11 protein-coding genes are annotated in these 12,552 nt (G+C 55.4%); 3 read left to right on the top strand and 8 right to left on the bottom strand.

Annotation, left to right across the window (positions count from 1 at the left end):
• A complete protein-coding gene (locus AC6CHQ_RS08300) occupies nucleotides 1-753 on the bottom strand; it encodes an SDR family NAD(P)-dependent oxidoreductase (protein ID WP_251240189.1) in 753 nt (250 codons plus the stop codon).
• Nucleotides 740-1,687 (bottom strand): MBL fold metallo-hydrolase, encoded by a 948-nt coding sequence (locus tag AC6CHQ_RS08295; protein WP_251240188.1) that lies wholly within the window; start codon nucleotides 1,685-1,687, stop codon nucleotides 740-742. The genes AC6CHQ_RS08300 and AC6CHQ_RS08295 overlap by 14 nt, the downstream gene beginning before the upstream one ends.
• A 388-nt stretch (nucleotides 1,688-2,075) precedes the next feature.
• Here AC6CHQ_RS08295 and proC point away from each other — a divergent pair, with 388 nt between their 5' ends.
• Both proC and namA read left to right on the top strand, forming a co-directional pair.
• Nucleotides 2,076-2,885 carry a pyrroline-5-carboxylate reductase gene (gene proC, locus AC6CHQ_RS08290; protein WP_498081317.1) on the top strand — a complete coding sequence of 270 codons (810 nt, stop codon included), beginning with the start codon at nucleotides 2,076-2,078 and terminating at the stop codon, nucleotides 2,883-2,885.
• Between the two features lie 51 nt (nucleotides 2,886-2,936).
• Nucleotides 2,937-3,953, top strand: a complete 1,017-nt coding sequence (gene namA, locus AC6CHQ_RS08285) for an NADPH dehydrogenase NamA (protein WP_498081316.1) — start codon at nucleotides 2,937-2,939, stop codon at nucleotides 3,951-3,953.
• A 117-nt stretch (nucleotides 3,954-4,070) separates the two neighbouring features.
• Here namA and helD read toward each other — a convergent pair whose 3' ends face one another.
• The 6 genes from helD to mce form a co-directional block, all read right to left on the bottom strand.
• Complete coding sequence (gene helD, locus AC6CHQ_RS08280) at nucleotides 4,071-6,407, bottom strand: RNA polymerase recycling motor HelD (RefSeq protein WP_498081315.1); 2,337 nt, start codon at nucleotides 6,405-6,407, stop codon at nucleotides 4,071-4,073.
• Nucleotides 6,408-6,618: 211 nt separating this feature from the next.
• Complete coding sequence (gene rnz / locus AC6CHQ_RS08275) at nucleotides 6,619-7,563, bottom strand: ribonuclease Z (RefSeq protein ID WP_251240298.1); 945 nt, start codon at nucleotides 7,561-7,563, stop codon at nucleotides 6,619-6,621.
• A 1-nt stretch (nucleotide 7,564) separates the two neighbouring features.
• Complete coding sequence (locus tag AC6CHQ_RS08270) at nucleotides 7,565-8,776, bottom strand: DNA polymerase IV (RefSeq protein ID WP_251240299.1); 1,212 nt, start codon at nucleotides 8,774-8,776, stop codon at nucleotides 7,565-7,567.
• A gap of 160 nt (nucleotides 8,777-8,936) precedes the next feature.
• On the bottom strand, nucleotides 8,937-10,058 hold the full coding sequence (locus tag AC6CHQ_RS08265) for a M20/M25/M40 family metallo-hydrolase (protein ID WP_498081314.1): 1,122 nt from the start codon (nucleotides 10,056-10,058) through the stop codon (nucleotides 8,937-8,939).
• Nucleotides 10,059-10,121: 63 nt separating this feature from the next.
• Nucleotides 10,122-11,669 (bottom strand): acyl-CoA carboxylase subunit beta, encoded by a 1,548-nt coding sequence (locus tag AC6CHQ_RS08260; RefSeq protein WP_251240301.1) that lies wholly within the window; start codon nucleotides 11,667-11,669, stop codon nucleotides 10,122-10,124.
• 9 nt (nucleotides 11,670-11,678) lie between these two features.
• A complete protein-coding gene (gene mce, locus AC6CHQ_RS08255; RefSeq protein ID WP_251240302.1) occupies nucleotides 11,679-12,089 on the bottom strand; it encodes a methylmalonyl-CoA epimerase in 411 nt (136 codons plus the stop codon).
• A 128-nt stretch (nucleotides 12,090-12,217) separates the two neighbouring features.
• Here mce and prli42 point away from each other — a divergent pair, with 128 nt between their 5' ends.
• Entirely contained in the window at nucleotides 12,218-12,313 is a 96-nt protein-coding gene (prli42, locus tag AC6CHQ_RS08250; RefSeq protein WP_157295552.1) for a stressosome-associated protein Prli42, read from the top strand.
• Nucleotides 12,314-12,552: the final 239 nt, after the last annotated feature.

The raw sequence follows: 12,552 nt of genomic DNA, 5'->3' as shown, positions 1-12,552 counted from the left end.
TCACTTCTTCTCAAAGAAATTCCGTCCGAGCCGCTCGGTGAGTCCCGGAGCGATGCCATGCATCCGCGAAGCGGCCGACATATACCACGGGAGGTCGATCTCCCGCACTGAACGGCCGATCACACCGATGGTTGCCTCGGCGACTTTCCCGGGAGGCGTCAGATAGCCTGCCATCGATTCCCTGTAGCCCGACAGCGGAGAGGCGATGTCGAGGAACGGGGTGTCAACCGGCCCGGGGTTGATCGAGGTGACGGTGATGCCGTACGGGGCCATTTCCAGCCGGAGGGCGTCGGCATAGCCGAGAAGGGCCGCTTTGGACGCTGCATACACCGAGGCTTTTTTTGTCGACACTTTCCCCGCTGCGGAAGCGATCAAGACGACCTGGCCGCTTCCCCGTTCCATCATGCCCGGCAGGATCCGCCGGAGCAGTTTCATCGGCGAAGCCGCATTCACATCCATCATGCGGTCGATCGATTCATCGGACAGCTCGTGTGCATGGAGAAACGCCCCTACACCGGATGCCGAGATGAATACATCCGGTGCGCCGGCAGCAGCCGCGACCCGGTCAAGGCCTTCGGCAGTCGACAGGTCTGCCGGGATAACGCCCGCGCCTTCTCCATGGATTTCTTCAAGGATTTCCCGGTTGCGTCCGGTTGCCAGCACCAGATGGCCTTCGAGGAGCAGTCCGGTGACAATCGCACGTCCGATGCCGCCCGTCGCCCCGGTGACAAGTACCCGCTTACGCCTGTTCATAATGAAGCACACCGTCCCCGTCCCGGATTTCCGTCGCCAGCCCTTCCGCGACCAGCCAGTCGGTCTGCCCGATCGTTTCGGAAAGCGTGAGGCCAAGTTCCCGTTCATAGGCGTGGGGAAACAGCCGCTTTGTCAGTTCATAGATTGTCTTCGGACCGTCCGAAAGCATGTCCAGAACGGCATGTGCACGTTCCCTCTGCTGTCCGATCCGCTTTGTGACAAGTTTCCGGATGTCGCGGACTTCTTCGCCGTGGCCGGGATGGATAAGCTCGACAGGAAGGTCAGCCACACGGCGCATTGAATCATTATAGAGAAGAAGCGACCGCGGGCGGTCTTCTTCCGGGTCGAGCGGAGGTTCGATCAGCGGATTGGAAGAAATCTTTCCGAGAATGAGGTCGCCGCCGATCATCTCCCCGTCCCGTTCATTAAAGAAGGCGAGATGGCTCTGGGCATGTCCCAGAGTTTCCATCACCGTCCACCCGGGATGCCCCGGGACTTCGACTCCGTCCCCGAGGATGCCGTCAAGCGGACGCTTACCGATGTACTCCACCGGACGCTTCATCTTCCCCACCCAGTGATGATCGGACTCCGGCACGCCCTCTTCCTTGAGGCATTGCAGATAGAACCGGTCATGGCGCTCGAAAAATGCCTCGTCGCGGACCAGCCACGGTTCGTTGTACCGGTGTCCGAGCAGGCTTGCACGTTCAAAACGTTCGACAAGCCCGCTGTGGTCAGGATGGTGGTGCGTCAGGATGACCTGCTCGATATCACCGGGCCGGTAGCCTGCCGCCTTGAGTCCGGCATCCAGTGCTTCGGCAGCCTCAGGAGTATTCGTACCGGCGTCAAACAGCGTGAGCGCGTCCCCCTTCAGCAAAAATGCATTGACATCGCCGACGGCAAAAGGCGTCGGCATCGTGATTTTATGGATAGTCATCGGATCCCCTCCGGAAAATGAATGGTCATTCATCCATTTTACACAAGCGCCTGTCTCACGTCACCTGTTGACTTTGGCAGCCAAGCATGTCTATAATCGCACTAATCAAATGAACGGACGCTCCGACGAAGATCAGTACGGGCGGTGATGGCGCACAGAAAATGCGGTCACCGGCTGAGAGCCGCATCCCCTCTCCCGCCCCGAACCTGCTTCCGAGCCGCCATGGAAACATGGCCGTATCCCGCTGCGTTAAAGGGGAAGAGCTGCGCCGGCAAGTCCGGCGAAAAAAGGTGGTACCGCGGAAACCGATGCGTTTTCGTCCTTTTCATGATGGACATCATGAATGGACGAAAGCGCATTTTTATTTTTCCGGAGGAGATGATCGGATATGAAGAACGTACTATTTGTCGGCGCCGGTTCAATGGCGGAGGCCATAATCGCAGGCATTATATCGAACGGTGCCGTGGAGCCCGCCTCGGTGTTCGTCATGAACAAGTCGGACCGTACCCGCCTGGAGGAGCTGCAAGACAAGTACGGCATCACGCCGGTAAGAAGCGGCGACCCGGAAATCGGGCAGGCGGAACTTGCCGTATTTGCGACCAAACCGAAGGATGCACGCCAGGCGATGAAAGAAATTGCCGGTCAGCTTCATCCGTCCGCAGCCGTGCTCTCCGTGATGGCAGGCATCCCGATCAGCCTGTTCGAGGAAGGACTCGGCAGCCGGCCGGTCGCCCGCTCCATGCCGAACACGTCCGCATCGATCGGGCTTGCCGCAACAGGCGTCGCCATGAATGACGCGATCGGCGACAAAGTCCGCCAAGATATTCTTTCGCTTCTTGGATCGATTGGTCTCGTGAAAGAAGTCGAAGAGGACGAGCTTCATCTGATTACCGCATTGGCAGGAAGCGGTCCTGCCTACGTTTATTATTTCGCCGAGGCACTTGAAGAAGCGGCCACGACATCGGGACTCTGCGGCCCGGATGCCCGTGACCTGATCGTCCAGGTGCTTGAAGGCGCTGCCGCGATGCTGAAACGGCGGACTGCCGAGCCGGCCGAACTCAGGGAACATGTGACCAGCCCGGGCGGCACGACGGCGGCAGGCATCCGCGCACTCGACGATGCCGGTTTCCGCGAGGCTGTCGCTTCCTGCATCCGGGCAGCCGAAAACCGCTCCCGTGAGCTTGCGTCAGGACAGTGACCGGCCCGATTGATAGAATGGAAACGAATTCTATCGGAAAAGGGTGATTGGATGGCAAAGCTGTTTGAACCGCTTGAAATCAGGGGCGTGACGCTCCGCAACCGGATCGTCATGTCACCGATGTGCATGTATTCCTGTCCGGAACAGGACGGAAAGGTCCAGGACTGGCACCTCGTCCATTATCCGTCGCGTGCCGTCGGCGGAGCAGGACTTCTTATCGTCGAGGCGACCGCGGTCCAGCCGGAAGGACGGATCTCGAATGAAGACCTCGGCATATGGGAGGACGGCCATATCGAAGGGCTGAAGCACCTCACCAGCCTGATCAGGCAGCACGGGGCTGCGGCGGGCATCCAGCTGGCCCATGCCGGCCGGAAATCGGAGACCGACGGGGATATCTTCGCCCCTTCCGCCATCGCGTTCAGCGACCGCTATAAGACACCGAAGGAAATGACCGAAGACGATATCAAAAAGACCGTATCTGCATTTCGTGATGCAGCAGTACGGGCCAAGGAAGCCGGCTTTGATGTGATCGAGCTCCACGGCGCGCACGGCTACCTGCTCAACGAGTTTTTGTCCCCGCTGTCGAACAGACGGACAGACCGGTATGGCGGAAGCGCAGATAATCGCTACCGCATCGTGCGGGAAACCATCGATGCCGTGCGCCAAGTGTGGGACGGTCCCCTTTTCGTCCGAATCTCCGCAAGCGACTACACCGACGGCGGCATGACGCCGGAAGACTATGTGCAGATGGCATCTTGGATGAAGGAACAGGGCGTCGACCTCATCGATGTGAGCTCAGGCGCGGTGGTCCCGGCGAGGATCAGTGCATATCCCGGCTACCAGGTCCCGTTCTCGGAGACCATCCGGAACGGAGCAGACATCATGACCGGTGCGGTCGGTCTAATCGAAGAACCTGCACATGCAGAGGAAATCGTGCAGAACGGACGCGCGGACCTTGTCCTTCTCGGGCGGGAACTGTTGCGTGATCCATACTGGCCGAGACGCGCCGCAAAGGAACTGGGTGCGGAAATCCAGGCACCTGTCCAGTACGGGCGCGGCTGGAACTGATCAAAACCATATCTGGCCAAAACCGGCCAAGTAAAGCAAAAAACGTGATCCCGGCAATTGGCCCGGATCACGTTTTTTATTGGGAAGGCGATATGACGGAAAGTTTCATTGAGGGAATCAGACCTGCAGGGCGCCTTCCTGCAGCGCTCCCTCAAGGAACGGACTCGGCTCCCCGACACTGTACAGGTGAAGGGCATGCATGGCTCTCGTGCATGCAGTGTAGAAAAGTCTTCTCACGCTTTCGTCGCCATAGACATCCCGTGAAGCATTATAAATAATCACCGCATCAAATTCGATCCCTTTGGAGAGATAGGACGGGATGACGACGGTTCCCTGCTCGTATTCCCCAGTTCCGCTCTTGATGAGTTTGAGCCCATCGATGCCGGAAAGGGATCTGTATGCATTCAGGCTTTCTGCGGCAGATTGACAGATCACAGCTACACTTTGATGTCCCTGACGCCGCAATTCATCGATTTTCAGGATGATGCGGCTGTGCAAATCCTCAAAATCACCGGCCTGCTCCAACGATGGCCGTTCTCCATCACGGTCAAAAGGAATGATGGTATCTCCCTGCGGAATCAGCTTCTTGGTAAATCCGATGATCGGCCTTGTGGACCGGTAACTCCGGGTCAGATTGACCACTTCTGTCTGATCAGGTCCGTATAATCCGGACAATGCGCTAAAGTCCGTCCGCCCGTCGGCATGGGAATAAATCGCCTGATTAAAGTCACCAAGCACCGTCATCTTCGCTGAAGGAAACAGTCGCTTCAGAAACTCAAACTGGAACGGTGAATAGTCCTGGGCCTCATCAATGACGACATGCCTGATTGAGCTGTTTGACTGGAAACCGAGGATCAGTTCCTTTAAAAACAAGTAAGGGGTTGCGTCTTCATGGAAGAGCCGGCCCGCCTTCAACACATCGGTTGTCATCCGGCAAATGTCCTCCCATTCCACAGATGTCTCCCCATTGGTCCACCGGCCAATCTGTGAAGGTTCTTCAAACAGCTGACCATACATCGCTTTGTAATCGACGAACTGATATTCACGGATCTTGCGTCGGTGTGGCTTCAGCTTCTGGTGGACGACCAATCGCGCCAGCGCCTCGGGCTCCATTTCATAGTCGGCGACGGCTTCTTTTGTGTAGCCCCGTTTTCCGGCAAGATAACGGTGAGCCTTGTGATAGGCATCTTCACTTAAAAGCTCGATTTCATCCTGGACCCACGGCTTTTTCCATTCGGCTTTCTGGAAGTGCTTTAACTCTCCAAGCAGCCACTCTTTCAGCTTATCCAACCTGCTATGCACGCGAAGAGCAGGGTCCAGACTGTAGAACTGCTCTGCCATCTGTTCAGCCATGATGATCGGCCGTCCTCTGAAAGTCACATCCCTGAAGCGCATTCCTGATGATTTCAGCGATTCGCTATAGGATTTGATCACCTCGATAAAACGGACAGATGACTTGAATCGGATGCTCTGCACCCTCAGACTTTTGGCATCTGCATCTCCTGTACTCAGAACGGACTCCAATTGACCGTAGGAATTTTCAACGTCGAACTCATCGCCCAGCCGGTGTTCCAGATAGTCCTGGAAAGTGACCTGCTGCATATTTTCTTCGCCGAGCTCCGGCAGAACGTTGGACACGTAGCTGCTGAACATCATGTTCGGAGAAAAAAGAATAATCTGATCTGCGTTCAGCTGGTCCCTGTATTTATAAAGCAGGTAGGCGATCCGCTGCAGGGCGGCCGACGTCTTACCGCTTCCTGCGGCGCCATGAACGATCAGCAATCTGCCATGATCATGCCGGATGATCCGGTTCTGGTCCTGCTGAATGGTGGCAACGATGCTATGCATCTGTTTGTCAGACTGTTTGCCGAGCACTTCCTGGAGGATTTCATCCCCGATGGTGAGACTCGTATCGAACATGGATTGAAGGACGCCATCCCGGATGAGATACTGCCATTTGCCGTCCAGTTGGCCGTGCACTGCACCGCCGGGAGTTGAATATTCAGCCGGGCCCGGCTGGCAGTCATAGTAGACACTCGAGACCGGTGCCCTCCAGTCGTAGACCAGAAAGTCTTCCCCGTCTGCATCAGTAAGAGATGAAATCCCGATATAAAAAGATTCCGGTGCTGACTCACCGCTCTCAGTAAAGTCAATCCGGCCAAAATAGGGAGATTCCTTCATTCTTTGAAGTACCTTCAGACGCTGGGATGCATGCCTATGGGAACCTTCGCTGACGGAAAGTGCCTGAGCTTCTTGCCGCAGGCCAATGATGGTCTCCAGGTAATCATCGAATGTGTCGGTATTCACCTTCACTTCATCCCAGAAGTGCCTCCTGATCTGAATGACCTCACCTTTACGCCTCGCCGTTTCTGTTTCCAGCTTTCCGATTTCCTTGGAAATGGTGCCCATTACAAGATCCACACGGTTCTGTTCGTGCCTGAGTTCGCGGTTCATGGCAAACCTCCCTGAAAAATAGTGTAAAGGCTTGACTTATTGACTGATGCCGTATTATAATTAAATTAGGATAAGTGTATATATCCTTTCGATCTTAATGACATCTATACAACCATACCATAAATCACCCGTTCCCTTCAATCGGAACCGGGTATTTTCCGACTATAAAAACGCGGGCAGAAGGTGTTCCTCCACTGCCCGCGTTTTTTTGTTATGGATTAATCCGTCTCAGCATTCCGTTTTTCCATTCATATTCAGCAAGATCCTCCGCAATTGCTACTTGCGGGAAGATCTCTTCCGCCTCAGCTGCCAAATGGCCGGCATCCTCGGGAAGGAACCTGGCGCTGATATGGTTGGCAATCAGTGACCGGGCCCCCGCCTCCCGTGCTGTTTTTGCGGCATCCGTGATCGTGGAATGACCGTAAGGCCCTGCCAGATGGGCTGACTCTTTGTCGAACGTCGCTTCATGAATCACGATATCCGCATCCCGTGAAAGGTCGACGGCATTGTACGTGAACCGGGTGTCACCCAAGATCGCAACAGTGAATCCCGGTTGCGGCTGCCCGGTGACTTCCCGGCTTCTGATAACCGTTCCATCTTCGAGAGCAACATCCCTTCCTTCTTTCAGCTCCCGGAGCAGCGGCCCCTTCGGAACGCCAGCTTCAATTGCCAGGTCCACGAGAAGTTTTCCGGGCAGCGGTTTTTGTTCAATCCGGTAGCCGAAGCATGGCATCACGTGATCAAGCGGAAGCGCCCGGACAGTGAAAGAATCATCCTCGAAGATCGTGCCCGCTTCCACTTCATGGACAGCCAGCTCATAGTTCAGATGGGTCCGGCTGATCCGGAGAGTCACTTCGATCCATTCCTGCAGTCCTTTGGGCCCGTACAGGTCAAGCCGTCCGGATCCACCGAGGAATCCTCTTGAACCGAGCATGCCCGGAAGTCCGAAGATATGGTCTCCATGAAGATGCGTGATGAAGATCTTATCCAGTTTCCGCGGTTTCAGCGTCGTATGCAGCATGCGATGCTGCGTAGCCTCCCCGCAGTCAAACAGCCAGAAGCTGCCGCGCTCCTCAAGAAGCTTCAGTGCAAGTGCGCTCGTGTTCCGCTGTTTGGACGGCATGCCTGCGCCTGTCCCTAGAAATTGTATCTGCATGTCAACCCTGCCTTCCGCCGGATTTCGGTCCGGAAAACCCTTTTGTTACGGTTCCTTTTCCGAACTTCGATTCCAGCTCGCCGATCATTTTCAGGACCGGCTCTTCTTTTGCGTGTTTTTCGTAGTTGAAGATCGACAGCTGCTCTGTCGTTTCTGAGCGGTCAATGACCCGGCCGATGGTAACACCGAGAAGGCGCACCGGCTGTCCGCCATAATGCCGGTCAAACAGCAATTCCGCTTCCCGGCAGATGGCGTCAGCCGTATGGATAGCATTCGTAAGTGTCCTGCTTCGAGAGTGGTTCACCCAGTCCGCGTCACGGATCTGAATGGTCACGAGATCACCCGCGAGTTCGCGGCGGTCAAGTCGGAGGGCCACTTTTTCCGATAACTTGCGGAGTGTCTTCTTTAGTTCGGCCGGATCGGTCTCATCAATGGGAAGTGTCACGGACCCGCCGACGCTTTTTCGTTCATGGACAGATTCCGGGTCGACCGGCCGTGAATCAATGCCGTTCGCGCGGCGCTTCAGGTGGAGCCCCCGTTTGCCGAGATTCTCCTTCAGAAAGCCTTCGGGTGCCGCAGCCAGATCACCGATCGTTCTGATTTTAAGTGATTGGAGTTTTTCTTCGGTGCTTTTCCCGATGCCATGCATTTCGATGACCGGAAGAGGCCAAAGGACGGATGGCACATCGCGTTTCCTGAGAATCGTGATCCCCATCGGCTTTTTCATGTCGGATGCCGTCTTGGCAAGGAATTTGTTCGGTGCGATCCCGATCGAGCACGGCAGATCCAGTTCTGTCAGGATCCTGCGCTGCATCTCTTCCGCAAGCCCGACAGCACTCCCCGGCCATTCCACGTCCGACACGTCCAGATATCCCTCGTCGATCGACACCGGCTCAACCAATTCCGTATAAGTCCGGAGCAGGCTGAACATTGCATCCGAGGCGTCACGGTAACGGTTATGGTCCGGCGGGATCACGATAAGTTCCGGACATTTGCGGCGGGCCTCCCAGACGGGCATAGTGGTATAGACACCGTACGCCCTTGCTTCATATGAACAAGTGACCACGATGCCCTTGCGCTCTTTCGGATTCCCGGCAACCGCTACCGGTTTTCCCTTCAATGAAGGATCATGTGCCTGCTCGACAGATGCGAAAAAGCTGTTCATGTCGATATGGAAAATGATCCTGCCTTTTTTCGGCTTGCTTTCAATCATGTTCATCGCTCCGGTGTGTCATGCTGTCTCCATTATATCAACGGCCGGCCGAAAAAGGAAAAAGACGTGCGCAAGGGCCCGTCTTTTAGTGAATGATCCAAGTTGTTTCCTGCTAAGTCTGATTTCGAGAATCTAAATCCAAAATCTGCTTAATACAGGTTTACTGCTTTGCTGCAGTTTTCACGATTTCGACGAGCAGGTCGGCGAGCTTTTCCAGCTCTTCGACCGGCATGCGCTCGTTTGTCGTATGGATTTCCTCGTACCCGACTGAAAGTGTCACTGTCGGTACACCGAAGCCGTTGAAGATATTGCCGTCGCTGCCTCCGCCGCTTGTCATGAGCTTGGGCTCACGGCCGATTCCCCGGATTGCGTCCATCGCCGTCTTCACGACCTGATCTTCCTCACTCAGCGAGAATCCAGGATACATCAGCTGGACGTCCGTCTCGGCGGAGCCGCCCATCAGGCCTGCCTGGCGTTCGAACGTGCGGACCATATGAGCGGTCTGCTCGTCAAGTTTGACTTTGTTGATGGACCGCGCCTCGGACAGGATATGCACCTCATCACATACAATGTTCGTCGCCTGCCCGCCTTCGAAGCGGCCGATGTTCGCCGTCGTCTCGGAATCGATCCGGCCGAGAGACATGTTGGCGATTGATTTGGCCGCGATGGTAATTGCGGAAACACCTTTTTCCGGAGCCACGCCGGCATGGGCGGTCTTGCCGCGTACGGTTGTTTTCAGCTTTGTCTGGAACGGTGCCGCCGTCACAATGCCGCCGACTTTGCCGTCGGAGTCGACTGCGTAGCCATAATCCGCCCGGATCGCTGCCGGATCCAGCTCTTTTGCTCCGCGCAGGCCGCTTTCTTCACCTGCTGTGATAATAAACTGGATGTCCCCGTGCGGGGTCCCTTCTTCGTTGATGCGGCGCATCATCTCGAACAATGCGGCAATCCCGGCTTTGTCATCCGCGCCGAGGATGGTCGTGCCGTCCGAATAGATATAGCCGTCTTCCTTCAGCACCGGCTTGATTCCCTTGCCGGGTACAACCGTATCCATATGGCAGGTAAAGTAGATCGCATCCGCACCTTCTGCGCTGCCTTTTTTCGTCGCGATCAGGTTGCCTGCGCCATGTCCGGAACGCGCGGCAGAATCGTCTTCCTTCACATCAAAACCGAGGTCTTCCATTTTCTCTTTCAGGATGCCGACGATCTCCCCTTCATGCTTCGTTTCTGAGTCGATCTGGACGAGCTCCATGAATTCATTGATCAGCCGTTTGTTTGTCATACAGCATGCCTCCTGTCAAATCCGAAAGCGCACCGCAAGAACCCGGTGCGCTTCCTGTATCCATTATAGCGGAATGTTGCCGTGTTTTTTCTTCGGACGGTCTTCTTTCTTGTTCCGCATCATCTCGAGCGCCTGGATCAGCTTGATCCGGGTCTCCCGCGGATCAATGACGTCGTCAACCATGCCGTGGCTTGCCGCGACATATGGGTTGGCGAATTTCTCTTTGTACTCGTCGATTTTCGCTGCGCGTGTCGCCTCAGGATCATCGCTGTTGGCGATTTCCCTGGCGAAGATGATGTTCGCAGCGCCCTGAGGCCCCATGACAGCGATCTCCGCATTTGGCCAGGCGTACACGATGTCAGCACCGATCGATTTCGAGTTGAGCGCAACGTAGGCGCCCCCGTATGCTTTCCGGAGAATGACCGTCATTTTTGGAACAGTCGCTTCCGAGTAAGCGTAGAGGATCTTCGCGCCGTGGCGGATGATGCCCCCATGCTCCTGCTTGATGCCCGGGAAGAAGCCGGTCACGTCCTCGAATGTGATGATCGGGATATTGAACGAGTCGCAGAAACGGATAAACCGCGCCGCTTTATCCGATGAGTCGATATCGAGGCCGCCTGCCATGACTTTTGGCTGGTTGCATACGAGTCCGACTGACTCCCCTTTGATGCGGGCGAGTCCGACTACGATGTTACGCGCAAATTCAGGCTGGACTTCCATGAACGAATCCGCATCGACGACCTGGTCAATCACTTTCCGGACATCATACGGGCGGATTGTCTCAAACGGGACAATATCCGCAAGGTCCGGACGGTCATCTGCGTCCGCGCCGCCGTCGAGGCGTGGCGGCATCTCTTCATTGTTCTGCGGGAGATAGGAGAGAAGCCTGCGTACGTCTGCAAGGACTTCCTCTTCGCTTGCCGCACGGAAATGGGCATTCCCGCTTATGGCGTTATGTACTTTTGAGCCGCCGAGGTCCTCGGAGGAAATCTTCTCTCCAGTAACAGTCTCGATGACTTTAGGGCCTGTAATGAACATCTGGCTTGTCTGATCCGTCATAAAGACGAAGTCGGTAATCGCCGGCGAGTAGACGGCACCTCCCGCACAAGGTCCGAGAATGACGGAAATCTGGGGAATGACACCGGAATAGATGGCATTGCGGTAGAAGATATCCCCGTAGCCGTCCAGTGAGACGACGCCTTCCTGGATCCGGGCACCGCCGGAGTCATTCAACCCGATGAACGGGGCACCGTTTTTCGCAGCCAGATCCATCACATTCGCAATTTTCATCGCATGCATCTCACCGAGTGCGCCCCCAAAGACGGTGAAGTCCTGGGAGAACAGGTAGACGGGACGGCCGTTCACCTTGCCGTAGCCGGTCACGACGCCGTCTCCCGGGCCCTTCATCTTATCCATGCCGAAGTCCTGGTTCCGGTGTGTGACAAACGGGTTCAGTTCGACGAACGTCCCCTCGTCAAGCAGCAGATCGATGCGCTCGCGCGCGGTCAGTTTCCCCTTTTCATGCTGGCGGTCTATTTTGTCATCCCCGCCGCCAAGTTCGATTTCACGTTTCCGGTCATACAATTCATTGATCTTGTCATAAATATCCATGATGAAATATCACTCCTGGTCTCCGGATTTGTCGCACAGTTCATAGAGAACGCCGTATGAGGATTTGGGGTGCATGAACGCCACCTGGGCACCGCCGGCCCCGGGAAGCGGACCGTCCGACAGCAGGCGGACACCGTGCTCACGAAGCTCTTCAATCCTCTCCCGGATACCCGTCACGCCGAACGCAATATGGTGGACGCCTTCTCCTCGCTTTTCGATGAACTTGGCGACGGCGCTTGTGTCAGACACTGGCTCCAGCAGCTCCAGCTTCACGTTTCCGGCATTCAGGAATGCCACCTTCAGTCCCTGTGTGGGCACTTCCTCGATTCCGATGAGCGGAATACCGAGCGTGTCCGTGTAATATGGAAGGACGGCATCGAGGTCTTTAACCGCGATGCCGATATGGTCGACCTTCTCCATTTCCCTTGCCCCCTTTGTATGTATCCGATTACAATTGTACCGTTTTAGGGCGCAAAACTCTATATATTGCGCAAACGACCAAAAATCATTAAAATAAAGCCATCAGCAGTGAAGGAGCCAGAATAAAATTGAGCAATAAAAAATTTCAGAAAATCGTAATCTATACCATGGTCGCACTGATGCTTCTGTCAACCATCGCCATGGGACTCAGCCTGTTCATCTGACTACAGGAAACTAAATACAAAAAATCGCAGCGCCGTCAAACGGCTGCTGCGATTTTTGTTACTTAAAAAATTTCATGATTATTCCCGTGTCGGCCACGGCTAGCTCCAGCGCCCAGCAACTGGCAAACTTCACCCTTCTCCGCTGCGATAAGTCAACATCGGCCCGTTCCGCGCCTTGTTTCCTTTATCTCATTGCGAAGGGTTCCAGTTTGTACGTTGCTAAGCGGGCGCTGCGCTTT

The organism is Bhargavaea sp. GQ12 (assembly GCF_059758705.1).
The sequence above is the reverse complement of the archived record's forward strand: the minus strand, read 5'-3'. Positions and strand labels throughout refer to the sequence as shown.

What these genes read in the sequence shown, in the direction of transcription:
- AC6CHQ_RS08260 (WP_251240301.1), bottom strand. Translation starts at nt 11,669, where the DNA reads ATGGATATTTATGACAAGATCAATGAATTGTATGACCGGAAACGTGAA.
- namA (WP_498081316.1), top strand. Translation starts at nt 2,937, where the DNA reads ATGGCAAAGCTGTTTGAACCGCTTGAAATCAGGGGCGTGACGCTCCGC.
- helD (WP_498081315.1), bottom strand. Translation starts at nt 6,407, where the DNA reads ATGAACCGCGAACTCAGGCACGAACAGAACCGTGTGGATCTTGTAATG.
- rnz (WP_251240298.1), bottom strand. Translation starts at nt 7,563, where the DNA reads ATGCAGATACAATTTCTAGGGACAGGCGCAGGCATGCCGTCCAAACAG.
- AC6CHQ_RS08295 (WP_251240188.1), bottom strand. Translation starts at nt 1,687, where the DNA reads ATGACTATCCATAAAATCACGATGCCGACGCCTTTTGCCGTCGGCGAT.
- proC (WP_498081317.1), top strand. Translation starts at nt 2,076, where the DNA reads ATGAAGAACGTACTATTTGTCGGCGCCGGTTCAATGGCGGAGGCCATA.
- AC6CHQ_RS08300 (WP_251240189.1), bottom strand. Translation starts at nt 753, where the DNA reads ATGAACAGGCGTAAGCGGGTACTTGTCACCGGGGCGACGGGCGGCATC.
- AC6CHQ_RS08265 (WP_498081314.1), bottom strand. Translation starts at nt 10,058, where the DNA reads ATGACAAACAAACGGCTGATCAATGAATTCATGGAGCTCGTCCAGATC.
- mce (WP_251240302.1), bottom strand. Translation starts at nt 12,089, where the DNA reads ATGGAGAAGGTCGACCATATCGGCATCGCGGTTAAAGACCTCGATGCC.
- AC6CHQ_RS08270 (WP_251240299.1), bottom strand. Translation starts at nt 8,776, where the DNA reads ATGATTGAAAGCAAGCCGAAAAAAGGCAGGATCATTTTCCATATCGAC.